General features: G+C 77.1%; 18 protein-coding genes. 10 read left to right on the top strand and 8 right to left on the bottom strand.

The features are described 5' to 3' along the window. Positions 1-38: 38 nt before the first annotated feature. A complete protein-coding gene (locus tag AC3WUG_RS12565; protein ID WP_492327962.1) occupies positions 39-1,781 on the bottom strand; it encodes a glycosyltransferase family 2 protein in 1,743 nt (580 codons plus the stop codon). After that, a complete protein-coding gene (locus tag AC3WUG_RS12560; protein WP_492327961.1) occupies positions 1,778-2,692 on the bottom strand; it encodes a WecB/TagA/CpsF family glycosyltransferase in 915 nt (304 codons plus the stop codon). The genes AC3WUG_RS12565 and AC3WUG_RS12560 overlap by 4 nt, the downstream gene beginning before the upstream one ends. Before the next feature lie 331 nt (positions 2,693-3,023). Between AC3WUG_RS12560 and AC3WUG_RS12555 the strand changes: the two genes are divergently transcribed. From AC3WUG_RS12555 to AC3WUG_RS12530, 6 genes are all read left to right on the top strand, one after another. Continuing rightward, positions 3,024-4,757, top strand: a complete 1,734-nt coding sequence (locus AC3WUG_RS12555) for an ABC transporter ATP-binding protein (RefSeq protein WP_492327960.1) — start codon at positions 3,024-3,026, stop codon at positions 4,755-4,757. Beyond that, positions 4,754-6,763 (top strand): ABC transporter ATP-binding protein, encoded by a 2,010-nt coding sequence (locus AC3WUG_RS12550; RefSeq protein WP_492327959.1) that lies wholly within the window; start codon positions 4,754-4,756, stop codon positions 6,761-6,763. Before AC3WUG_RS12555 ends, AC3WUG_RS12550 begins: the two co-directional genes overlap by 4 nt. Positions 6,764-6,852: 89 nt before the next feature. Further along, positions 6,853-7,146 (top strand): hypothetical protein, encoded by a 294-nt coding sequence (locus tag AC3WUG_RS12545; protein ID WP_492327958.1) that lies wholly within the window; start codon positions 6,853-6,855, stop codon positions 7,144-7,146. A gap of 123 nt (positions 7,147-7,269) precedes the next feature. Beyond that, a complete protein-coding gene (locus tag AC3WUG_RS12540; RefSeq protein ID WP_492327957.1) occupies positions 7,270-7,824 on the top strand; it encodes a hypothetical protein in 555 nt (184 codons plus the stop codon). A 27-nt stretch (positions 7,825-7,851) separates the two neighbouring features. Further along, positions 7,852-9,240, top strand: coding sequence for a sensor histidine kinase (locus AC3WUG_RS12535; protein ID WP_492327956.1), 1,389 nt, complete (start codon positions 7,852-7,854; stop codon positions 9,238-9,240). Beyond that, on the top strand, positions 9,237-9,869 hold the full coding sequence (locus AC3WUG_RS12530; RefSeq protein ID WP_492327955.1) for a response regulator: 633 nt from the start codon (positions 9,237-9,239) through the stop codon (positions 9,867-9,869). The genes AC3WUG_RS12535 and AC3WUG_RS12530 overlap by 4 nt, the downstream gene beginning before the upstream one ends. 15 nt (positions 9,870-9,884) lie before the next feature. Here AC3WUG_RS12530 and AC3WUG_RS12525 read toward each other — a convergent pair whose 3' ends face one another. The 3 genes from AC3WUG_RS12525 to AC3WUG_RS12515 all read right to left on the bottom strand — a co-directional run bounded on the left by AC3WUG_RS12525 (position 9,885) and on the right by AC3WUG_RS12515 (position 12,721). Beyond that, positions 9,885-11,294, bottom strand: coding sequence for an MFS transporter (locus AC3WUG_RS12525; protein WP_492327954.1), 1,410 nt, complete (start codon positions 11,292-11,294; stop codon positions 9,885-9,887). Continuing rightward, positions 11,291-11,890: a helix-turn-helix domain-containing protein gene (locus tag AC3WUG_RS12520; protein ID WP_492327953.1), complete on the bottom strand. Its 600-nt coding sequence runs from the start codon at positions 11,888-11,890 to the stop codon at positions 11,291-11,293. Before AC3WUG_RS12520 ends, AC3WUG_RS12525 begins: the two co-directional genes overlap by 4 nt. 78 nt (positions 11,891-11,968) lie before the next feature. Continuing rightward, positions 11,969-12,721, bottom strand: coding sequence for a VOC family protein (locus AC3WUG_RS12515; RefSeq protein WP_492327952.1), 753 nt, complete (start codon positions 12,719-12,721; stop codon positions 11,969-11,971). 84 nt (positions 12,722-12,805) lie between these two features. Between AC3WUG_RS12515 and AC3WUG_RS12510 the strand changes: the two genes are divergently transcribed. Next, positions 12,806-16,444 (top strand): ATP-binding cassette domain-containing protein, encoded by a 3,639-nt coding sequence (locus AC3WUG_RS12510; protein WP_492327951.1) that lies wholly within the window; start codon positions 12,806-12,808, stop codon positions 16,442-16,444. A gap of 137 nt (positions 16,445-16,581) precedes the next feature. Here AC3WUG_RS12510 and AC3WUG_RS12505 read toward each other — a convergent pair whose 3' ends face one another. Together AC3WUG_RS12505 and AC3WUG_RS12500 are read right to left on the bottom strand one after the other, a co-directional pair. Beyond that, positions 16,582-17,082: a glutathione peroxidase gene (locus AC3WUG_RS12505; protein ID WP_492327950.1), complete on the bottom strand. Its 501-nt coding sequence runs from the start codon at positions 17,080-17,082 to the stop codon at positions 16,582-16,584. A gap of 31 nt (positions 17,083-17,113) precedes the next feature. After that, positions 17,114-18,307, bottom strand: coding sequence for an NAD(P)/FAD-dependent oxidoreductase (locus tag AC3WUG_RS12500; protein ID WP_492327949.1), 1,194 nt, complete (start codon positions 18,305-18,307; stop codon positions 17,114-17,116). A gap of 171 nt (positions 18,308-18,478) precedes the next feature. On the opposite strand from AC3WUG_RS12500, the gene AC3WUG_RS12495 reads away from it, so the two are divergent. The 3 genes from AC3WUG_RS12495 to AC3WUG_RS12485 all read left to right on the top strand — a co-directional run bounded on the left by AC3WUG_RS12495 (position 18,479) and on the right by AC3WUG_RS12485 (position 22,679). Further along, entirely contained in the window at positions 18,479-19,378 is a 900-nt protein-coding gene (locus AC3WUG_RS12495; RefSeq protein WP_492327948.1) for an ABC transporter ATP-binding protein, read from the top strand. Positions 19,379-19,474: 96 nt separating this feature from the next. Beyond that, entirely contained in the window at positions 19,475-20,470 is a 996-nt protein-coding gene (locus AC3WUG_RS12490; RefSeq protein WP_492327947.1) for an ABC transporter substrate-binding protein, read from the top strand. A gap of 34 nt (positions 20,471-20,504) precedes the next feature. Further along, complete coding sequence (locus AC3WUG_RS12485; protein WP_492327946.1) at positions 20,505-22,679, top strand: iron ABC transporter permease; 2,175 nt, start codon at positions 20,505-20,507, stop codon at positions 22,677-22,679. Positions 22,680-22,685: 6 nt separating this feature from the next. Here AC3WUG_RS12485 and AC3WUG_RS12480 read toward each other — a convergent pair whose 3' ends face one another. After that, positions 22,686-23,108, bottom strand: coding sequence for a PLDc N-terminal domain-containing protein (locus tag AC3WUG_RS12480; RefSeq protein WP_492327945.1), 423 nt, complete (start codon positions 23,106-23,108; stop codon positions 22,686-22,688). Positions 23,109-23,178: the final 70 nt, after the last annotated feature.

Raw genomic sequence — 23,178 nt, 5'->3', positions numbered from 1 at the left:
CGCGGCAGCGTCGCGCTGCACGTCGACGGGCGAGACCGTCACCGTCGGGAACGCCGCGAGCTGGGCGCCCCGGAGGCTGACGGCGGCGCGGGCGGGGCCGTCTCCGCCAGCGCCCGCACCTCCGCCGAGCCGCGCGCGGTCCGGGCCAGCACCCGCACCAGGCTCCGCGCGGTCCGCGGCGCGACCACCCGCACCGGTGGCGCGTCGACCACCCGCTTCTCCGCGGGCGTGAACAGCGCGTCCACCCACAGGTCGTCCGCGACGAGGTCCGGGAACCGCCCGAGCCGCGCGTGGCCCGCGGCGGACAGGCCGTACACCCCCGCGCCCCACAGCGCGTCCCGCGGTGCCGCGAGCCGGGCCCGGGCGCGGTGGAACGCGCGCACCGCCGCGGACGCGCCGGCGAGGTCCACCGCGGCCGGGGGACGGGCGGCCAGCCACGGTCCGGCGGCGAGCGCGCGCAGCGTGGCGGCGACGGCGGCGGGGGTCGCCGTGACGTCCGCGTCGAGGTAGACCCGGGGGAAGCCCCGGGCGGCGCGGTCGCCGGCGTCCAGCGCGCGCGGCTTGGAGCCCTCGGCCAGCTCGAGCACCCGCACGCCGGGGAACCGCCGCGCCACGGCGGCGGTGCCGTCGGTGCAGCCGTTGCACACCACGACGACGTCGACCCCGGTGGCGCGGGCCCACGGCGCGAGACCGGCGAGCGTGCGGCCGATGACCGCCGCCTCGTCGTGCGCGGGGACGACGACGGTCCCGGTGACGCGCGCGGGGGCGGCCACCGCGGGGGCGGCGGGGGCCGCGGGCCGGCCGCCGTCCGCCTGGACCAGGCCGGTCGGCCGCCCGCGCGGCAGCGCCCGCCGCGCCGCCGGGAGCAGCAGGGCCCGCACCGCCGACCGGTGCCCGGGGTCCCAGGTGCGCGCGAGCGACGTCACCGCGGTCACGGCGAGCGTGGCCCCGGCCACCGGCGCGGCCCGGTGCTTGCGCGCGTACCGGACGCGGTTCACCTGGAGCAGCGCGGTCAGCTCCGGTCCCCGTCCCGACCCGCCCGCGGCGTGCCGCACCCGCGCCGCGGGCTCGAACCACACCTCCCAGCCGGCCTCGCGCGCGCGGCGGCAGTAGTCGGTCTCCTCGGAGTACAGGAAGAACCGCTCGTCCCACGGGCCCACCGACCGCGCGGTCTCGGCGCGCACCAGCACCGCGGCGCCGGTGCCCCAGTCGACGGGGTGCGCCCAGGCGTAGGCGGTGGGGTCGCGCACCGTCTCGGACAGCCACCCGGGCCGGTCGCCGAGGAAGCGGCCCAGCACCGCGTCGCCGAGCGACCGGGTCACCGACGGCTCGCGGCGCAGCGACGGCTGGACCGCGCCGGACCGGTCGAGCAGCATCGGCAGCACCACGCCCGCCCGAGGCCGCTGCAGCCGCGCGAGGAGGGCGGGCACGGCACCCGGCTCGAGCACCAGGTCCGCGTTCAGCACGAGGACCGCCGGGACGTCGCCGAGCGCCGCGGCACCCACGTTGATGCCGCCCGCGTAGCCGACGTTGCCGTGGCCGGTCAGGGTGCGGACGTCGGGGTGGGCGCGGGCGCGACGCACCGTGCCGTCGGAGGACCCGTTGTCGACGACGACCACGCGCATCCGCGTGCCGGCCGCCTCGAGGCGCAGGCTCGCGAGCAGCCGGTCGAGGTGCGCCTCGTTGTCGTACGTCACCACGACGACCCCGAGGTCCGCGGGCGCGCGGGCGGCCGCGAACGCCGCCCCGGCCGTCGCGGGACGCACCGCCTGCGTCGTCACGGCCGCCCCGCCGGCTCGGGCGCCCCGGGCACCAGCACGAAGCTCCGCCGGGCCAGGACGTCGTACGCGGGCGGCCCGTCGACGAGGTACCGCCGCGCGAGCCGCCGGGGCTCGTGCGCGAGCCGCCACGCCCACTCCCAGCCGTGGTCGCGGACCGCCTCCGGCGCGCGCCGGGCGGCGCCCGCGAGGAAGTCGACCACCGCGCCGAACGCGAGCAGGACGGCGGCGCCGGTCAGCGGCCCGTAGCGCGCGATCCAGCGCTCCTGGCGCGGCTTGCCCAGCCCCACGACCACGACGTCGGCGCCGGCGTGCCGCACGAGGCCGGCCCAGGCCCGGCACGCCGCGGCGTCGTCGAGGTCCCGCCGCGGGGGCGCCCACAGCCCCGCCACCGCCAGCCGCGGCCGCTCCGCCGCCAGGCGCTCCGCCAGGACGTCGAGCACCTCCGGGCGGCCGCCGAGGAAGCCCACGCGCAGCCCGACGGCGGCCGCGCGGTCCAGGACCGGGGCGATCAGGTCGCTCCCGGCGAGCCGGGGCCAGGCGTGCCCGGTGAGGTGCTCGGCGCGGCGGACCAGCGGCGCCCCGTCCAGGAGGTTGAGCCAGCGGACCGGCGGCAGCCCGTCCAGCGGGTCGGGGGCGGGCGGCCCCGCCGGGTACGGGTCCCCGGCGTCCGGGTGCGCCCAGGCGAACGGCACCAGCGACGACGGCCCGTGGTAGCCGAAGTGGTGGATGTGGTCGAGGTTCGCGCTCATCACCCCGAGGGGCCAGCCCGCCCCGCGGGTCGCGTGCCCCACCACGGTGTCGACCGCGCCGACCGTCTCCAGCAGGTCGACCGGCGTCCCGCCCAGCAGCACCCGGGGCCAGGGGGCCGGGGTGCGGGAGGATGCGGCGTGCTGCGCCCCCGTGCTCGCCATCGCGGTCACGTCCTTCGGTCGCGCCCGGCGCGCGCCCGGTCCGGCCTCCCGGGCGGCCGCCGCGGTGGGGCCCGGGAGCCGGGCGGCAGGGCGGACGACGGCACCGGGACCCGTGGCCTGAGTCCGCGGTAGGGACATTTAGGACAATTCGGACAGGGCGACCCTAGGGCGCGCTGCCGCCACGGGACAAGACTCCACGCGCCCCGGGGGTGGGCGAAAAGGTGGCGGTGGGTGTCGGTGGCGGTGGCTACCCTGTCGGAGCCGATCGCGGACGGACCCCCCGCCGCCCCGTGGTCGCGGACCTCGTCGCCCGCCGACCCCAGGAGAACACGTGCTCGCCCGTCTGCTGATGCGCTACCTGCGCCCCTACCGCTGGCTGCTGCTCGGCGTGCTGGTCTTCCAGCTCTGCTCGGCCCTCGCCATGCTCTACCTGCCCAACCTGAACGCCCGCATCATCGACGAGGGCGTCGCCCAGGGGGACACCGGGTTCATCTGGCGCACCGGCGGGTCCATGCTCGTGGTGTCCCTCGGCCAGATCGTCGCCGCGGTCGTCGCCACCTACTTCGCCGCGCGCGCCGCGATGCAGGTCGGGCGGGATCTGCGCGACGACGTGTACGGGCGGGTGAGCGGCTACTCGGAGCGGGAGATCTCCCGGTTCGGCGCCGGCTCGCTCATCACCCGCAACACCAACGACGTCCAGCAGGTCCAGATGCTCGCGATGATGGGCTCGACCATGCTGGTCAGCGCCCCGATGCTCGCGATCGGCGGCATCGTCATGGCGCTGCGGCAGGACGTCGGGCTGTCCTGGCTGATCGCCGTCTCGGTGCCGGTGCTGCTGCTCGTCGCGGGCGTGATCATCAGCCGGATGGTGCCGCTGTTCCGCTCGTTCCAGACCAAGCTCGACGCGGTGAACCGGATCATGCGCGAGCAGCTCACCGGCGTGCGCGTCGTGCGGGCGTTCGTCCGGGAGGACATCGAGAGCGAGCGGTTCCGGGGCGCCAACACCGACATCATGGTCGTCGGCCGCAAGATCGGCTCGCTGTTCGTGGTGCTGTTCCCGCTCGCGATGCTCGTGCTCAACGTGACCGTCGTCGGCGTGATCTGGTTCGGCGGCATCGAGGTCGACAACGGCAACGTCCAGGTCGGCACGCTGTTCGCGTTCATGCAGTACATCGGCCAGATCCTCATGGGCGTGCTCATGGCCACCTTCATGACGGTGATGATCCCGCGCGCCGCCGTGTCGGCCGAGCGGATCACCGAGGTGCTGACCAGCGAGTCCACGCTGGCCGAGCCCGCGGAGCCGGTGCGCGGCACGCCGCGGCCGGGCGAGGTCGCGTTCGACGACGTGACCTTCGCGTACCCCGAGGCCGAGCACCCCGTGCTCTCGGGCGTCTCGTTCACCGCCCGGCAGGGCCAGACCCTCGCGGTCATCGGCTCGACCGGCGCGGGCAAGACGACGCTCGTCTCGCTGATCCCGCGGCTGTTCGACACCACCGGCGGCGCGGTGCGCGTCGGCGGGGTCGACGTCCGGGACCGCGACGTCGAGGAGCTGTGGGCCGGCATCGGCCTGGTCCCGCAGCGGCCGTTCCTGTTCGCCGGGACGGTCGCGTCCAACCTGCGCCTGGGCCAGGAGGACGCGACCGACGCCGACCTGTGGCGCGCGCTGGAGATCGCCCAGGCGAGCGACTTCGTGTCCCAGATGGAGGGCGGGCTCGAGGCCCGGATCTCGCAGGGCGGCACCAACGTGTCCGGCGGGCAGCGCCAGCGGCTCGCGATCGCGCGCGCCCTGGTGCGCCGGCCGGCCGTGCTGCTGTTCGACGACTCGTTCTCGGCGCTCGACCTCGCGACCGACGCCCGGTTGCGGCAGGCGCTCTGGCGCGAGCTGCCCGACGTCACCAAGATCGTCGTCGCCCAGCGGGTGTCGACGGTGACCGGCGCGGACCAGATCCTCGTCCTCGAGGACGGCCGCGTGGCCGGCCTCGGCACGCACGACGAGCTGCTCGCGACCAACCAGACCTACCGCGAGATCGCGGAGTCCCAGCTCGCGGTGGAGGCCGGCGCATGAGCGACCAGAAGACGCGCACGAAGCCGGCGGAGCCGGAGCTGACGGAGGACGAGAAGCTCGAGATCGAGCTCGGGGAGGCCGCACGCCTGGCCTCGGACTCGTGGGACTCGGTCGCGCCCGGCAAGGCGGACAACTTCGGGCAGTCGTTCGGCCGGATGCTCGGCCTGCTGCGCCCGTACACGTGGGCCCTCGTGGCGGTCACGGTCATGGGCACGGCCGGCGTCGTGCTCACCGTGCTCGCCCCGCGGGTGCTGGGCCGGGCCACCGACGCGGTGTTCACCGGCTTCATGGGCCGGCAGCTGCCCGAGGGCCTGACCCAGGAGCAGGCGGTCGAGGGGCTGCGCGCCGCGGGCCAGGAGCGGGTCGCGGACATGGTCGCGGCGGCGGAGAACCTGGTGCCCGGCGCGGGCATCGACTTCGACCTGCTCGGCCGGCTGCTGGTCACCGTGCTCGCCCTGTACGTGGCGGGCGCGCTGCTCATGTGGCTGCAGGGCTACATCATCAACGTGATCATGGTCCGGGCCATGTGGCGGCTGCGCGAGCAGGTCGAGACCAAGATCAACCGGCTGCCGCTCGCGTACTTCGACAAGGTGCAGCGCGGCGAGCTGATCTCCCGCGTGACCAACGACATCGACAACATCACCCAGACGATGCAGCAGTCGCTGTCCTCGGCGCTGACCTCCATCCTCACCGTGGTCGGCGTGCTGGTCATGATGTTCACGATCTCGTGGCAGCTGGCGCTGGTGGCGCTGGTCTCCATCCCGCTGATGGGCGTCATCTTCGGGATCATCGGCCCGAAGTCGCAGAAGGCGTTCGGCACCCAGTGGCGCAAGGTCGGGCGGCTGAACGCGCGCGTCGAGGAGTCGTTCTCCGGGCACGCCCTGGTCAAGGTCTTCGGCCGCCGGCAGGACTTCGCGGACAAGTTCAAGGCGGAGAACGAGGAGCTCTACCAGGCCTCGTTCAGGGCGCAGTTCCTGTCCGGGATCATCTGGCCGGGCATGTCGTTCGTCAGCAACCTCACCTACGTCGGCATCGCGGTGCTCGGCGGGCTCATGGTCGCGAACGGCACGATGCTGCTCGGCAGCGTGCAGGCGTTCATCCAGTACACGCAGATGTTCACCCAGCCGCTGTCCGAGCTCGGCGGCATGGCCGCGGTCGTGCAGTCCGGGACCGCGTCGGCCGAGCGGGTGTTCCAGCTGCTCGACGAGGACGAGCAGAGCGAGGACGACCCGCAGGCGCCCGCCCCGGCGCAGGGCGACGGGACCATCGAGTTCGAGCACGTCGCGTTCTCCTACGACCCCGAGCACCCGCTGATCACCGACCTGTCGTTCACCGTGCGCCCCGGGCAGACGGTCGCGATCGTCGGCCCGACCGGCGCCGGCAAGACCACCCTGGTCAACCTGCTCATGCGGTTCTACGAGCTCGACGGCGGCCGGATCCTGGTCAACGGCCAGGACATCGCGACGCTGTCCCGGCACGACGCCCGCGCGCGCACCGGGATGGTGCTGCAGGACCCGTGGCTGTTCGCCGGCACGATCCGGGAGAACATCCGCTACGGCCGGCAGTCCGCGACCGACGAGGAGATCCTCGCCGCGGCGCAGGCCACCTACGTCGACCGGTTCGTGCACTCGCTGCCGCACGGGTACGACACCGTGCTGGAGGAGGACGCGGCCAACCTGTCGGCGGGGGAGAAGCAGCTGATCACCATCGCCCGGGCGTTCGTCGCGCGGCCGTCGGTGCTCATCCTCGACGAGGCCACGTCCTCGGTCGACACCCGCACCGAGAAGCTGCTCCAGCAGGCGATGGCCTCGCTGCGGCAGGGGCGGACCTCGTTCGTCATCGCGCACCGGCTGTCGACCATCCGGGACGCCGACCTCATCCTCGTGATGGAGCACGGCGCGATCGTCGAGAAGGGCACGCACGACGAGCTCATCGCGGCCGGCGGCGCGTACCACCGGCTGTACCAGTCGCAGTTCGCCGGCGCGGTCGTCGGCGCGGACGAGTGACCGGTCCGGGCGTAGGCGGTCCGACCGGCGGGGTCGGGGCGGCGGCAGCGCCGTCCCGGCCCGCCGGGGCCCGGGGCCCGCTCGCCGCGGTGCCCACGGCCGTCCTGGCGGCGGTGACCCTGGTGGCGGCGTTCGCCGTCGCGCAGGGCACCGGCGTCCGGGCGCTCGGCGGGGTCGTGCTGGTGCTGGGCGTGGCCTGGTGCGCGTGGCGGTCGTGGGCGGCGGCCGGGGCCGCGCGGGTGGTGGCCGTGGTGCTCCTCGGGGCGGCGTGCTTCGTCGCGTCGCACGTCCTCGCCGGGGCGCTGGGGGCGTGGCCGTCGGTCGCGCTCGCCGCGGCGGTGCTCGGCGCGGGGGCGTGGCTGCTGGTGGACCGCCGGGGCTGACGGCGCCCCGACCAGCACCGGGACCTCCCGGGAGGGGTACTAGTACCAAGGTCCGATCGCGCGGCAGACCGGTGGCGCGGGAGAACTGACTCGTCGGATCCACCACCCACCCGAGGAGTCCCCGTGAAGCGCACCCTGGTGTTCACCGCCGCCGCCGCGCTGGCGATCGTGCCCGCCGTCGTCGGCCTCACCGCCAACCCCAGCCTGAGCCGCGAGGTGCCGGTCTCGGTGCCCAGCCAGGCGCCGACCGCCGACGACCGCGGCGGGGCCACCGACCGCGACCTGCGCACCGAGGCCGGCGACGACCGGCGCGCGAACGGCACGGGCGCCACCACGTCGCCGTCGGACGACGCGACGCCGTCCGGCTCCGCCTCGCCGTCGGCCGTGCCGGACGACCACGGCGGCCGCGTGGACCGCGACGACCGGTTCGAGCCCGGCGACGACCGCCGGGTGAACGGGACGGGCACCGCAGCGCCGGCTGCGCCCGCCGCCCCTGCCGCCCCGGCGGCCCCCGCGGTCCCCGCCGCCCCGGCCGACGACTCGGGCCACCACGGCGGGTCGTCCGGCTCCGACGACTCGGGGCACCACGGCTCCGGTTCGTCCTCGGGCTCCGACGACTCGGGCCACCACGGCGACGACGGCGGCGGCCGGCACGGCGGCCACGGCAGCGACGACTGACCAGTGCCAGCACCTAGGGTGGCCGCTGTGCAGACGCCCGCGCCCGCGGCCGAGGACGGCCGAGTCGTCCTCAGCCGCGGCGCGCCGCCCGCCGCCTCGGTCGCCCCGGTCCGGACCTGGCGGGTGTTCCTCCAGGTCGGTGCGGCGGCCGCGGTCGTGCTGGTGCTGGTCGCGGTGCTCGGCCTGAGCGCCAGCCGGCGGATCGCCGAGCAGGAGTCCGTGAACGACGCCGCGCGCAGCACCGACCTGCTGGCCGACACCGTCGTGCAGCCCGCGCTGACCGACGGGGTCGCCACCGGCGACCCGGAGGCCCTCGCCGCGCTCGACGCGGTGGTCCGGGACCGGGTGCTCGGCGACGCGGTCGTGCGGGTGAAGCTCTGGGACGCCGAGGGCCGGATCGTCTACTCGGACGAGCCCCGGCTGATCGGCGACGCGTTCGGCCTGGGCGACGACGAGCGGGCCGTGCTCGCCGACCCGGCGACGCAGGCCGAGGTGAGCGACCTCGACGAGCCCGAGAACCGGTTCGAGCGCGACCAGGGCCGGCTGCTCGAGGTCTACCGCCCGGTGTGGACGCCCGACGGCACGGTGCTGCTGTTCGAGACGTACAGCCGGTACGACGTCGTCACCGAGCGCGCCGCCGCCGTGTGGCGCGGGTTCGCCGGGATCACGGTGACCAGCCTGCTGCTCCTGCTCGTCCTGCTGCTGCCGGTGCTGTGGACGCTGCTCGACCGGCTGCGCCGCGGGCAGGACCAGCGCGAGCGGCTGCTGCGCAGCGCGGCCGACGCGTCCGACGCCGAGCGCCGTCGGGTCGCTGCCACGCTGCACGACGGCGTGGTCCAGGAGCTCGCGGCGTCGTCGTTCGCCCTCGCCGGCGCCGCCGAGCGCGCGGAGCGGGCCGGGGCGGCGGACGTCGCGGCCGACGTGCGCGCCGCGAGCGGCACGGTGCGGACGTCCATCCGGGGGCTGCGGTCGCTGCTCGTCGACATCTACCCGCCGAGCCTGCGCACCGCCGGGCTCGGCGCCGCCCTGGCCGACCTGGCGGGCGGGCTCGCGGCGCGCGGGGTGCGGGTGACCGTCGACGCGCCGGAGGACGCGCTGGCCGGGGTCGGCGTCGACGCCCAGCAGCTCGTCTACCGCGTGGCGCAGGAGACGGTGCGCAACGCCGTCGCCCACGCGGGGGCCGACGAGGTGCGGGTGACCCTGGCGCGGTCGGGTGGCCTGCTGGTGCTGGAGGTCGCCGACGACGGCGCGGGGTTCGACGCCGCCGCGCTGGAGAACCCGCCCGAGGGCCACCTGGGGCTGCGCGTGCTCGGCGACCTCGCGGCCGCCGCGGGCGCGGAGCTGTCGGTCGACTCGGCCCCGGGCGCGGGGACGCGCTGGCGGCTCGCGGTGGACCCCGAGGTGGAGGTGCGATGACCGAGGACATCACGGTGCTGCTCGCCGACGACCACCACCTGGTGCGGTCGGGGCTGGCCGGGCTGGTCGACGCCGCGGACGGGATGCGGGTGGTCGGCCAGGCCGCCGACGGTGCGGCGGCCGTCGCGCTGGCGGCCGAGCTGGCGCCGGACGTGATCCTCATGGACCTGTCGATGCCCGGGACCGACGGCGTCGAGGCGACCCGCCAGGTCCTGGCGGTGCGGCCGGGGACCCGGGTCGTCGTGCTGACGTCGTTCTCCGACCACGACCGGGTGTCCGCGGCGGTCGGCGCCGGCGCCGTGGGCTACCTGCTGAAGGACTGCGAGCCGGAGGAGCTGGTCGCGGCCGTCCGGTCCGCGGCGCAGGGCTACGCGCCGCTCGACCCCCGGGTGGCCGGCGCGCTCCTGCCGTCCGCCGCCGCGCCGCGGCCCGCGGACCGGCTCAGCGCCCGGGAGCGCGACGTGCTGCGGCTGCTCGCGCGCGGGCTGGCGAACAAGCAGATCGGGCGGGAGCTCGGCATCGCGGAGCGCACGGTGAAGGTGCACCTCGGGCACGTGTTCCGGCTGCTCGGCGTCGCGGACCGGACGAGCGCCGCGCTCTGGGCGCGGGAGCACCTCCCGGAGTCGTGACCGGGCGCGGCTCGCCTACGCGTTCCGGCGCGGCCGTCGACGATCGGGTGCGGCCCCGCCGGATCCCGTAGGAGACGCTGCGCGCCGGGCCGACGCCGCCAGCACCGCCGAGGCCAGCAGGCCCGCCGCGCACGCCAGGACGACGACGCGGTGGTCCACGGCGTCCACCACCGCGGCCGCGGCGACCGCGAGCGCGAGCTGCGGGGCGTTCAGCAGCAGCGCGCCGGCCGACTGCACCCGGCCCTGGAGCGTCGGTGGCGTGCGCAGCTGCCGCTCGGTGACGAACGCGACGACGGCCCAGGTGACGCCGGCGCCCAGCGCCCCCATCCCGAGCACCACGCCGACCAGGCTCGACCCGGCAAGCGGCACGACCCCGGCGGCGGCGACCAGCAGCGCGACCGCGACCAGCCGGGTGGCGCCCCACCGGGCGATCAGCCGGTCCGCGGTCAGCCCCGCCACCACCGCCGTGACGGCCTGGGCGCTGGTGAGCGGGCCGAGCGCCTCCGGCGGCAGGCCCAGGCCGCGGTCGATGATCGCGAACGCCGCTCCGTTGATCGCGCCGGTCACGCCGAACCCGATGCCGAGGGTGACGGCGAGCCGGCCCAGCGGTGGCGTGCGCCGCAGGTGCCGGAAGCCGGCGGTCACCGCGCGCGCGAACGGCTCGTGCCCGGGGGCGGGCGGCGTCTCCCGGACCCGCAGGCGGGCGGCGAGCACCGCCGACACCGCGAACGCGGCCGCGGCGACGACCACGAGCGGGCGCGGGCCGGCCGCGGCGTAGACCACGGCGCCGACGACCGGCATCGCGAGCCGGAACGACTGGTCGATGGCGGTGAGGCGGCCGTTCGCCGGCGCGAGCGCCCCGTCGGGCAGCAGGTCGCGCAGCAGCCCGGACTGCGCCGCGCCGGTCGTGTAGCCGAGGGTCGCGTAGACCACGGTCACGCCCAGGACGACCCACGCGCCGGACGCCCCGCGCACCGACAGCAGCACCAGGAGGGCGGCGGCGCCGACCCCGTAGGCGACGACCAGGACGCGCCGCCGCGACACCCGGTCGACCAGGTGGCCGATCAGCGGGGTGGCGAGCGCGGGGAGCCCGAACGCGGCGAGCGTGAGGCCCGCCGCCGCATCCGACCCGGTGAGGTCCTTGACCCAGACGGCGAGGATCAGCGCGAGGAGCGAGTCGGCGAGGTTGGCGGCGACCCAGACGGCGGTGAGCAGCCGGAACGCGGGGGAGCGGAGCGCGGCGCGGGGGTCGGCCGGCGCCGCCGGGTCCCCGTCGTCGGGTGCCGCGACCTGACGGGCGAGCGGCGGTGCGTCCCGCCCGGCCCGCGGCGGTGCCCCCCGCCCGGCGTGCGGCGGTGCCCCCTCGTCGGCGCGCGCCGGGGCCTCCGGCCGCGCGTCCCGGTCGACGGCGTCGCCGGCGGTCACCGGACGGGCCCCGGGTCCCGCTGCGGGTCGACGCTGACGACGCCGAAGAACCGGGCGTGCCGGGCGCCGGGCGGACGCAGGGCGGGGTCGTCCGAGCGCCCGGCGAACCGGTCGGTCAGCCGCTCGAGCTCCGCCGACAGGGCGCGGAGCTCGTCGCTCGTGGCCCAGAACGACGACGAGTGCAGCCCCGACGCGAGCAGCCACTCGTCCGCCTCGCGGGGTGCGGCGTCCAGCCACCGGTGCAGCCGGTCGGCCTCCTTGTCCAGGGTGAGCCGCGCGACCTCGGCCAAGGCGCGCAGCGAGCCGGGTCGCTCCGGGTCGTACCGGCTCGGGCGCTCGCGCACCGACCGCCACGGCCGCTCGCGGCCGCGGGGCGGGGCCGCCTCGACGTAACCGTGCCGGGCGAGCGTGTGCAGGTGGAAGGAGCAGCTCGCGACGGACTCGCCGCTGACCGCGGCGCACTGCGTCGCGGTGAGGTCGCCCTCGGCGTCGAGGAGGTCGAGCAGGCGCAGCCGCAGCGGGTGCGCCAGAGCCCGGATCCGCGCGGGGTCCGACTCGGGTCGCGGGGCAGGGCCGGCGGCGGGCTTCGGGTCCATGTCCGGGACGCTAGGACCATCAAGACTCCTTGATCAAGAGTCCTTGATGATCAGCGCGGCGCGGGCGCCGGCGTACGGTCAGGGCAGGGCGCCCGTGGCCGGGAGGCGGTCGGTGAGGCAGTACCGCCGCCCGGCGGGGTCGACGAGGACCGTCCAGCGCTCCCGCACCGCCTCGACGCGCGCGCCCAGAGCCAGGTGCCGGTCGGTCTCGGCGGCGCGGTCGTCGCAGGCCAGGTCGAGGTGGGCGCGCACGGTCCCGGCCGGCTCGTCGAGGCGCTGGAGCAGCAGGCGCAGCGGCAGCCCGTCGGGGCGCCGCAGGGGGACGAGGGCCGCGCCGGGCGCGGTCGGCTGCTCGGGCCAGCCGGTGAGCGCCACCCAGAACCGCCGCTCGACGTCCCAGTGCTCCGCCGGCACGTCGATCGCGAGCTGGTCGGCCAGGCTGGCGTGCGTGCCGCCGCCCGGGTGCGGCCACGTCGGCGCGGTGGGCCGGCGCGCGGGGGAGGCGTCGACGAAGCAGAACGGCAGGCCGCCGGGCGACGCCAGCACGACGACGTCGGAGGCGGCGACCTCGCGCGCGCCGAGCCGCACGGCGTCGTCGGCCGCGGCGCGGACGTCGGGCACGTGCAGGTCCAGGTGCGTGCCGCCGGGGCCCGACCGCACCCGCTGCGCCCGCAGGAACCCGTCGCCGTCGGCGGGCACCAGCGTGACGAACTCGTGGTCCGGGCCGCGGAACGGCGACAGGGTCGACGCGGTGACCGCCTGCCAGAACGCGAGCGTGCGGTCCCAGTCGGCCGCGGTCGAGTCGAGGAACGCCGTCGCCCAGGTGATCATGCGGCGACCGTAGCGGCGGCGGCCGCGCGTCCGGCGCCGAAATGCGCTTCGGCGTGTGGGTGGCTCGCCCTAGGGTCGACGGCGATGCTCGGAACCACCACCGCCCCGCCCCCGGTCGACGCCGCCGCCGACCGGGCCTCGCGCGCGCCCCGCGACCCCGCCCGCCGGCTCGACTGGCACCGCTTGCGCGGGCCCGTCGCCGGGCTGGCGCTCGTCGCGCTGACCATCGCCTCGGTCGGCGCGGCGCTCGGCACGGTCGTCGCCGGCGACCTCGCCGAGGAGCCGACGGCCGCCGGGCTGTGGCTGCTCGCCGCGTGCCTGGTCGGCGCCGCGCTCGTGGACACGGTCGGGCAGGTCGCGTGGGCCGGGGTGGTCGACCGCGCCGAGGGCCGGCTGCGCGGCGACCTGCTGAGCGCCGCGCTGCACCAGCCGCTCGGCACGCTCTCGGAGCAGGCCGTCGGCGAGGTGCTCGACCGGGTGGACGACGACACGCACGCCGTCGGCACCCTCGTCCGCCGGCAGGTCTGGGGCCTCGGGCGCACGGTGGTCGGCTGCGTGCCGCTGTGGATCGTCGGCGGCCTGACCTGGTGGCCCGCCTGGGTGCTGTTCCCGCTCCTCGGCGGCGTCACCGTGCTGGTCGTGCGGCCGTCGCTCGGCGAGATCGCGCGCCGCAAGGTGGTCGAGGAGCGCGCGTGGACCGACAACGCCGCCGCCTTCGAGGAGGCGGTCGCCGCCCGCGACGACCTGCGCACGAGCCGGGGGCAGGCGTTCGCCGTCCGGCGCCTGGCCGAGGCGTCCGCGCTCGTGCACCGGATGCTCGACCGCGTCCTGGCGGTCGAGACCCGGATGACCGCGAAGGCCGGGACGCTGCTGCACGCGCTGCTCGCCGGCGTCGTCGTGGCCGGGGTGGTGCTGGCGGGCGCGGGCGACCTCACCGTCGCGCAGCTCGTGACGCTGTTCCTGGTCACCGCGTCGTTCGTCGGCCAGTTCGACCAGCTCGCGCGGCACCTGCCGGACGTCCAGGAGGGCATCGGCGCGATCGTCCGCATCCGCGAGCTGCTCGACACCGAGCCCGAGCCGGCCGGCGGTCGCGCCGTGCCCGACGGGCCGCTCGACCTCGAGCTGCGCGACCTGCACTTCTCGTACGCGGAGGGCACGTTCGCCCTGCGCGGCGTCGACCTGCGGGTGCCCGCGGGGCAGACCGTCGCGCTCGTCGGCCGCACCGGCTCGGGCAAGTCGACCCTCGCGTCCCTGCTGTCCCGGGCGGTCGAGCCCGAGCCCGGATCGGTGCTGCTCGGCGGCGTCGACGTGCGGGAGCTCGACCTGCAGGCGCTGCGCGGCGCCGTCGGCGTGGTCACCCAGCGCACGGAGATCCTCGCCGGGACGCTCGCCGAGAACATCGCCCTGTTCGCCGACGTGCCGCGCGCCGACGTCGAGGGCGCCGTTCGGGAGCTGCGGCTCACCGACTGGGTCGCGGGCCTGCCCGACGGGCTCGACACGCTGCTCGGCCCCGGCGGGACCTCGCTGTCCGCGGGGGAGGAGCAGCTGGTCGCGTTCGCCCGGCTGCTGGTGCGGGACGTGCAGGTGGTGGTGCTGGACGAGGCGACCGCCCGCATGGACCCGCTCACCGAGGCGCGGGTCGTCGCGGCGTCGGAGCGGCTGCTCGGCGGCCGCACCGGCGTGCTCGTGGCGCACCGGCTCGGCACCGTCGAGCGGGCGGAGCAGGTGGTCGTGCTGGACCACGGCCGGGTCGTGCAGCAGGGGGACCGGGCGGCGCTGGCGCGGGTCGACGGGCCGTTCCGGTCGCTGCTCGAGGCGAGCCGGGCCGAGGGGCGCGCGGACGCGCTCGACGTCGCGGGGACCGACGCGGGCATCGTGGCGGGGACCGTCGCGGCGGCCGGCGCGGCGGGCGGCCGGCCGGGCGAGCCGGGCGGGCCGGGCGCGCGCGCCGCCGACCCGGCCGTGGACGCCGACGACCGCGCGGCCGAGGTCGGCGCGCGCCGGCGCACCGGCCCGCCGCCCGCGCTGCGCGACCCGGGGACCGGGCCCAGCCTGGCCCGCGGGATCGCGCACGCCCTCGTCGTCAAGCCCCGGTGGGGCCTGCTCGGCGGCCTGCTGTTCCTGCTGTCGAGCCTGTTCGCCGCCCAGGGCGCGGTGACCGGCTACCTGTGGGGGCACACCGTCGAGGGCCTGCGCGCGGGCGAGCCGACCACGGGCCTGGTCGTGGCGCTGGCCGTGACCCTGCTGCTCGTCGCCCCGTGCAGCTCGCTCGCGTTCCGGCTGTACCCGAAGTGGTGGATCGAGCTGCTGCTCCGGGTGCGGATGTCGGTGCTCGTCGGGCAGACCCGGCAGCACCGGCTGCGCCGCACCCCGCCGGGCGAGGTCGTGGCGCGCGCGCTCGACGCCGACCGGTTCGTGCTCTACGCCGACCGCTGGGTCGACCTCGCCAACGGCCTCGTGCTGGTGGCGGTCACGGCGGTGCTGAGCTGGTCGCTGCTCGCGGGCGCGGTGCTGCTCGCGGTCCTCGTCGTGAGCGCGGCGTGCGCGCTCGCCGGCCGCGGCGTCGCGGGGCGGTCGGCCACCCGGTCGGCCGCCGCCCGCGCCGGCTTCGGGCGGTCGCTGGTGTCCGCGCTGGACGCCGCCCGGACGGTCAAGCTGGCCGCCCGCACGCCCGAGGTGCACGCCCACCTGCGCCGCGTCGACGACGGCCGGGTCGAGGCCGCCGTGTTCGAGCACCGGGTGCAGGCCGTCCTCGACGGCGTGCCGATCATCATGGTGCAGGTCGGCGCGGTCGTGGCCTGGGGCGCCCTGCTCGCGGGGGTCTGGGACCTGGCCAGCACGCTGCTGGTCGCGGGCGCCGTCGCCGGGTTCAACTGGTTCGGCGTCGTCGCCGGCGCGGTGGTGACCGAGGCGCCCGGCACCCGGTCCTGGCAGCAGGCGACGGCGTCGTTCGCGGGCGGCGCCGACCTGGTGGCCGAGGCGCCGGGCGTCGACCTGTCGACCGGCACGGCCGCGCGTCCCGGTCCGGACGCGCGGGACCGGCTCGACACCCTGGAGCTCTGGGGGGTCGGCGCGGTGCACGACGACGGCACGATCGGCGTCGCCGACGTGGACCTCACGGTCGCGCGCGGCGAGCTCGTGCTGCTGCTCGGGCGGGTCGGCGCGGGCAAGTCCAGCCTGCTGTCGGCGCTCGCCGGGCTGATGGCGCACACCGGGCGGATCCGGTGGAACGGCACCGACGTCGAGGACGCCGAGGTGTTCCTGCGACCCGGCCGCGTCGCGCACGTCGCCCAGGTGCCGCGGGTGCTGTCCGGGACGTTCGCCGACAACGTGCGGCTCGACCACGACCGCGCGGTCGACGGGCCGCTCGCCGCGGCCCGGATGGCGACCGACGTGGCCGAGGCGGGCGGCCCGGACGCGCTCGTCGGGCACCGCGGCGTGCGCCTGTCCGGCGGTCAGGTGCAGCGCCTCGCCCTCGCACGCGCGCTCGCCACCGACGCCGAGCTGCTGCTCGCCGACGACGTGTCCAGCGCGCTCGACGCCAGCACCGAGATCGAGCTGTGGTCGGCGCTGCGGGAGCGGGGGACGACCGTGGTGGGGGCGACGTCGAAGCGCGCCGCGCTCGCGCGGGCGGACCGGGTCGTGGTGCTCGAGGAGGGCGCCGTGGTGGCGGTGGGGCCGTGGCGCGACCTCGCGGGACGGTGGGGGCACCTGGCGGGCTGACGCCGCCGTCGGTCGCTGCCGGCAGGTGCGCCGAGATCGGTGGTTCGCGCCGAGATCGGTGGGTGGAAGCGCCGATCTCGGGCGGAAGCGCCGATCTCGACGCGCGGTCCCGCCCGGACCGCCCCGCCCTCCCCGCGTCACCCCTCCGGGGTGCGCTCCGGGAGCAGCGCCTCGATCGCCGCGACGACCTCCGGGGCGTCCGGGAGCACGCGCGGGCGGAACCGGCGGGCGCGCCCGTCCGGCGCCACCAGGAACTTCTCGAAGTTCCAGGTGATCCGCCCGGCCTTGCCGGCGTCGTCGGGCACGTCGTGCAGCGCGCGGTACAGCGGGTGCGCGTGCCGGCCGTTGACGGGGGTCTTCTCCAGCATCGGGAAGGTCGCGCCCCAGGTGGCCGAGCAGTACTCGGCGATCGCCTCGGACGAGCCGAGCTCCTGGAGGAACTGGTTGCTGGGCACGCCGACGACGGTGAACCCGCGTCCGCCGTAGGACCGGTGCAGCGCCTCGAGCTGCTCGTACTGGGGCGCGAGCCCGCAGCGGGACGCGACGTTGACCACGAGGGCCACCCGCCCGTCGGTCAGCGCGCCGAACGTGGTCTCCTCGCCGCGGAGGGTCCGGACCGGGATGTCGTCGATCTGCACGCGCTCACCCTGCCACCGCCGGGGCCGGCTGTCAGGAGACGCGGCCCGGGAGGAGCTTGTGCCAGTAGATCAGCGGCTCCAGGTAGCGGTCGAACACGAGCAGGCTCGGGCGGGGCCGGGCGAGGTCCACGACGGGCAGCGACGGCTCGGGGCGGCCGGTCCGGTCGAACTCGGCGAGCAGCAGCCGGCGCCGGGAGGTGGTCACGGGCGCGACCGAGTAGCCGTCGTACCGCCGCATCGTGCGGCCGGTGCGGCGGGCCTGGATGTTGCGCGCCACCACCGGCACCTGCTTGCGCAGCGCGCCGCCCGACGGCAGCGTCCCGACGGTCGCGGCGTCGCCGAGGCCCCACACGTTCGGATGCGCCACGTGCTGCAGGGTCTCCGGGTCGACGGCGACGAACCCCTCGCTGTCGTCGGTCGCCAGGTCGCTCTCCGCGATCCAGTCGTACGCGCGGTGCGGCGGCGCGAGGTACAGCGCGTCGTAGCCGAGCGCCGACGCACCGTCCGGCCCCTCGAGCGCCAGCGTCCGCCCCGCGGCGTCCACGGAGCGCACCGTGGTCCCGAGCCGGACCCGGACGCCGTACGCCGCCGCCGCGTCCCGCAGCCGGCGGTCGGCGGCCGCGTGCCGAACCAGGTGCGGCCCCTCGACCAGCAGCTCGACCTCGATGTCCGCGAGCACCCCCGAGCGCCGCCACACGTCCAGCGCGGAGAACAGCGGCTTGAGGCCGACGGGTGCGCACGGCACGTGCCGGTCGGACAGCACGAACACGGCGCGGCCGGACCGGAGCGACGACAGCATCGTCCAGGTCTTCTCCGCCTGCTCGGGCAGGTAGCTGGTCGCGGCGTGCGCGGTCGCCACCGCCTCGCGCGACCCGGGGACGGCGTCCCAGTCGACCTCCGAGCCGGGGCACACCGCGAGGTCGCCGTAGCCGAGCTCCGTGCCGTCGGCGAGCACGACCACCGATCGCGCCGGGTCCACGGACGCCACGGTGCCGGCGTACCGCCGGACGCCCGACGGGACGACCTCGTCCTGCGGCCGGCGCAGGTCCGCCAGGGTCGCGGTGCCGGAGGCGACGTAGGACAGCAGGGGCCGGTAGTGGTGCACCGACCGCGGCTCGACCACCGCGACGTCGGGGCAGCCGTCCCGCCGGAGCCGGCCGGCGAGGGACAGGCCGGCGTTGCCGCCGCCGAGGACGAGCACGTCGTGCCGCCGGGGACCGCTCATCAGTGCACCACGCTCCGCGCGTCGGGGGACCGGACCCGGCCACGCTAGGCGAGGGGCGGCCGGCCCGCCCGGCGGGACGGGCGTCCGCCCACCCGCCGGTGGGGGACCGGGCACCGCCCGCCGCAGGTCACGGACCGGACGCGGATGGACTTCTGAGGTAAGCCTTCGCTAATGTCCCGGTTCGTGCCCGTGAACACCGCCGCGATGGCCGCCGCCGACGTCAGCATCGGCTACGGCGGCGACCCCGTCGTCACCGGCGCGAGCGTCGAGCTCGCCGCCGGCCGGGTCACGGCGCTCGTCGGGCCGAACGGCTCCGGCAAGTCGACCCTGCTGCGCGGGATGGCCCGGCTGCAGCGGCTGTCCGCCGGACGGGTGACCGTCGCCGACGGGGACGCCGACGCGCTCTCCGCCCGCGACTTCGCGCGCCGGGTCACGCTGCTCGCGCAGTCCCGCCCGACGCCCGCCGGCATCACGGTCCGGGACGCGGTCGAGTTCGGCCGGCACCCGCACCGGCAGGGCTGGCGGGGCACGGACCCCGAGGGCCGGTCCGCGGTGGACCGCGCGCTGGAGCTCGCGGGGATCGCGGACCTCGCGGGCGACGACGTCGACGCGCTGTCCGGCGGCCAGGTCCAGCGCGTCTGGTTCGCGTCCGCGCTCGCCCAGGACACGGGCGTGCTGCTGCTCGACGAGCCGACCAACCACCTGGACCTCCGGTACCAGGTCGAGGTGCTGGAGCTCGTCCGGCAGCTCGCGGACGAGCACGGCGTCGCGGTCGGCGTGGTGCTGCACGACCTGGAGCAGGCCGCGGCGGTCGCCGACCGGGTGCTCGTCCTGCACGGCGGCCGCGTGGTCGCGGACGGCGCGCCCGAGGACGCGATGACCTCGGCCCTGCTCAGCGAGGTCTACGACATCGACATCGTGGTGCGCACCGACGCGGGCACGGGGCACGTCAGCGTGCACGCGCCGCGCCTGCTGCTCCGCCGCGTGGGCGCCCGGGCCGCCGGCGACCGCGTCGACGAACCCGCGGACGCGCCCGCCGGCGCACCGCACCCGGCCCCCGTCGGCGCCTGACGCGCCGCCACCGACCCCCACCACCCGCCGCGCCTCCCCGCGGCCGAGGGCGCGACGCGCGGGCGCCCACTCCCTCCCGCGCAGACACGAGGAACGATGACCACCCGACGCACGCTCACGGCGCTCGTCGCCGTCGGCGCGGTCGCCGCGCTGGCGGCCTGCGGCACCACCGACGAGCCCGCGGGCGACGCCACGAGCGCCGCGCCCGCCGGCGGCCCGGTCTCCATCACGGACGACCGCGGCGAGACCGTCGAGCTCGACGCCCCGGCCACCCGCGTGGTGTCGCTGGAGTGGATGCAGACCGAGATGCTGACGTCGCTCGGCGTCACCCCGGTCGGCGCGGCGGACGTCGCCGGCTACACCTCCTGGGTCGGCGCCGTCGTGCCGCTCGAGGGCGAGCCCGAGGACGTCGGCACGCGCGGCGAGCCCTCCGTCGAGGCGATCGCCGGCCTGGAGCCGGACCTCATCATCGGCGTCACGTCGTCGATCCCGGAGGGCGCGCTGGAGCAGTTCGAGCGCATCGCGCCGGTCGCGCTGTTCGACGGCGCGGACGCGTCCGACCCGCTCGGCTACGTCGAGGACACCTTCCGCAGCGTCGCGACGCTGGTCGGCGCCGAGGACGAGGCCGAGCAGGTCGTCACCGACACCGAGGCGCGCATCGCGGACAACGCGCAGGCGATCGCCGACGCCGGCCTGGAGGGCACGCCCGTGGTGTTCGCCTCGCCGTACGCCGAGGGCGCGAACGTGACGGTGCGCATGCACGGCCCGCGCTCGGCGTTCCAGGCCGTCGCCACCGAGATGGGCCTCGGCTCCGCGACGGAGGACCCGGGCGACGACGCGTACGGCCTGTCCTACGTGGACGTCGAGGGCCTGACCGCGCTGCCGGCCGAGACCCGGTTCCTGTACTGGGGCAACGACGACGAGGACGACGTCGTCGAGACCGTCCTCGCGAGCAACCCGGTGTGGCAGTCGCTGCCGTTCGTGCAGCAGGGCCACGTCCACCGCGCCGGCGTCGGCATCTGGGCCTACGGCGGCCCGGAGTCGCTGGCCGGCTGGTCGGACGACCTGGTCGCCCAGCTGACCGCCGAGTGACCCGCACCCGCACCACCCACCCCTGAGGGACACCGTGACCACCTCGCCCCCCGCCACCGGCCCCGTCGCCGCCGCCGCGCCCCCTGCCGCGCCCGGCGCCGGACCGGCGGGCGGGGGGCGCGGTGCCGCGCGGACCGGGGCAGCAGCGCACCCGGCGCGGCGCCAGCCGGTCCGGCTCGTCGGCGCCCTCGTGCTGCTCGTCCTCTGGCTGGTCGCCGCCGCCGCGTGGCACCTGACCCAGGGCACCGCGGACGTCACGGTCGGCGAGCTGTGGCGGGCGCTCACCGGCCAGGGCGGGCTCGACCAGGCCGCCGCGGTCGTCACGGCGTCGCGGCTGCCGCGGCTGGCGGCCGGCGTGCTGGTCGGCTGCGCGCTCGGCGCGTCGGGCGCTGCCCTGCAGGGCGTCGCCCGCAACCCGCTCGCCGCACCCGACACCCTCGCGGTGAACGCGGGCGCACACCTGGCGGTCACGGCCGCCGCGGTCGTCGGGGCCTCCCTCGGCGCGCTCCCCGGCGTCGCGGTCGCCTTCGTCGGCGGCCTCGCCGCGGCGGGCGTCGTGATCGGCCTGTCGGGCGGCCCGGCCGCCTCGCCGGTGCGCCTCGTGCTCGCCGGCACCGCCATCACGCTCGGCCTGTCGTCGGTGACGCAGGCCCTGCTCGTGCTGTTCCCCTGGGAGACCCAGGGGCTGTTCGCCTGGGGCGCCGGCTCGCTCGGCCAGAACGGCATGGGCACGGTGCGCACGGTCGCGCCGGTCGTGGCCGTCGCGTTCCTGGGTCTCGTCCTGCTGGGCCGCCGGCTCGACCTGCTGGGGCTCGGCGACGACGCCGCCCGGTCGCTCGGCGTCGACGTGGCCCGGACCCGCCTCGTCGGCGTCGTGCTGGCGGTGCTGCTCGCCACCTGCGCCGTGACGGTGACCGGCCCCATCGGGTTCGTCGGCCTGTGCGCGCCGCTGCTCGTGCGCCTGCTCGCGACCTGGGTCCGGCCGCTCGGCCGGCACCGGCTCCTGATCCCCGCCGCCGCCGTGGCCGGCACGGCCCTCGTGCTCACCGCCGACGTCGGGCTGCGCGCCGTGTTCGGCCCGATCTCCGGGGTCACCGTGCCGACCGGAGTCGTGACCAGCCTGATCGGCGCCGTGGCACTCGTCGTGCTGGCCCGGCGGGCGCGCGCCGCCCTGGAGCCCGACACGCTGGTCACGCTGCGTGCGGGCAGCGCGCTCGCCCGCCGCGCCCCGGCCCTGCTGCTCGGCACCGTGGTGCTCGTCCTGGTCGGCGTCGTCGTCGCGGCCGTGCTGCTCGGCGACTCCACGGTCCTGCTCGGCGACGTGTCGAACTGGCTCGCCGGCAAGGCGTCCGTGCGGCTGGACATCATCCTCGACTCCCGGGTGCCGCGGGTCGCCGCCGCCCTGCTCGCCGGCGCCTGCCTCGCGCTGGCGGGCGCGCTCGTGCAGACGGTCACGCGGAACCCGCTCGCCGACCCCGGCGTGCTCGGCGTCGCGCACGCGGCGGGCCTGGGTGCGGTCGTCGTCATCGTGCTGACGACGGCGCCGTCGTTCGCGCTGGTCTTCGCCGGGGCGCTGGTCGGCGCCGTCCTCGCGGGCCTGCTGGTGTTCGGCGTCACGGCGGGCACCGGCATGGCGTCGGGGCGGATGGTGCTCGTCGGCCTCGGCACCGGCGCCGCGGCGAGCGCGGTCACGACGCTGCTGCTCGTCCGCACCGACCCGTGGAACCAGAACCGCGCGATCACCTGGCTCGGCGGGTCGACCTACGGGGCCGGGACCCCGCAGCTGGTGCCGATGGCGGTGGCCCTGGCGATCGGCGTGCTGGTCGTCGCCCGCACGCACCGCGACCTCGACCTGGTCCAGGTCGACGACGTCACGCCGCGCGTGCTCGGCGTCGACCTGCCGCGGTCCCGGTCGCTGCACGTCGGCGCCGCGGTGCTGCTGACGGCCGCGGCCACGGCGGCGATCGGCCCGGTGGTGTTCGTCGGGCTCGTGGCGCCGCACGCCGCGCGGATGCTGATCGGCAAGCGCCACCGGTGGACGCTGCCGCTGACCGTCGTGCTCGGCGCGGCGCTGGTCTGCGTGGCCGACGTCGTGGGGCGGACGGCGATCGCGCCCGCGCAGCTGCCCGCGGGCCTGGTCACCGCCGTGGTCGGGACGCCGTACTTCCTCTGGCTGCTCTGGCGGATGCGGGCCACGTCCCGCCGCTGACGCCGGTCAGGCGCCGGGTCGCGTGGGCGGCTCGTCGTCCGCGGCGGGATCCCCGTCGCGCAGGCCCTGCTCCCGGGCGCGCAGGTCCGCCTCCCAGTCGCGGAGCATCCGCTCGTGCCGGTCGTCGGACCGCCGCATGCCGGCGAGGAACTCGGGGTCGTCGTCGGGGCCGGTCGCGCGCGGCCGCTCGTACTCGGGGAAGCCGGCCGTCGCGGTGCTGGGCCAGGGCACCGACTGCGCGACCGCGCCCCGCTCGGGCCGCCCTGCGACCAGCCACGCGATCCCGCCGACGAGCGGCAGGAGGACGATCAGCAGCACCCACGCCGTCTTGGGCAGGTTGCGCACGAGGACCGAGTCCGTCTGGATGCAGTCGATCAGGCAGTAGACGAGCAGCCCGAGCTGGATCAGGACTGGCAGCACGCGGATCACGGCGGGGACCCTTCGTCGGCGGTGGGGGCGGGCGGCCACGGCGCGCGCGGACGCGGCCGAGCAGACATCG

The organism is Cellulomonas sp. EB106-03-03-XG116, from assembly GCF_058792015.1.
Note: the sequence above shows the minus strand (reverse complement) of the source record. Positions and strands in the feature narration are given on the sequence as shown.

Coding starts and splice junctions, on each gene's coding strand:
- AC3WUG_RS12515 (WP_492327952.1), bottom strand. CDS start 12,721: ATGATCACCTGGGCGACGGCGTTCCTCGACTCGACCGCGGCCGACTGG.
- AC3WUG_RS12550 (WP_492327959.1), top strand. CDS start 4,754: ATGAGCGACCAGAAGACGCGCACGAAGCCGGCGGAGCCGGAGCTGACG.
- AC3WUG_RS12490 (WP_492327947.1), top strand. CDS start 19,475: ATGACCACCCGACGCACGCTCACGGCGCTCGTCGCCGTCGGCGCGGTC.
- AC3WUG_RS12520 (WP_492327953.1), bottom strand. CDS start 11,890: ATGGACCCGAAGCCCGCCGCCGGCCCTGCCCCGCGACCCGAGTCGGAC.
- AC3WUG_RS12510 (WP_492327951.1), top strand. CDS start 12,806: ATGCTCGGAACCACCACCGCCCCGCCCCCGGTCGACGCCGCCGCCGAC.
- AC3WUG_RS12495 (WP_492327948.1), top strand. CDS start 18,479: ATGTCCCGGTTCGTGCCCGTGAACACCGCCGCGATGGCCGCCGCCGAC.
- AC3WUG_RS12530 (WP_492327955.1), top strand. CDS start 9,237: ATGACCGAGGACATCACGGTGCTGCTCGCCGACGACCACCACCTGGTG.
- AC3WUG_RS12560 (WP_492327961.1), bottom strand. CDS start 2,692: ATGGCGAGCACGGGGGCGCAGCACGCCGCATCCTCCCGCACCCCGGCC.
- AC3WUG_RS12500 (WP_492327949.1), bottom strand. CDS start 18,307: ATGAGCGGTCCCCGGCGGCACGACGTGCTCGTCCTCGGCGGCGGCAAC.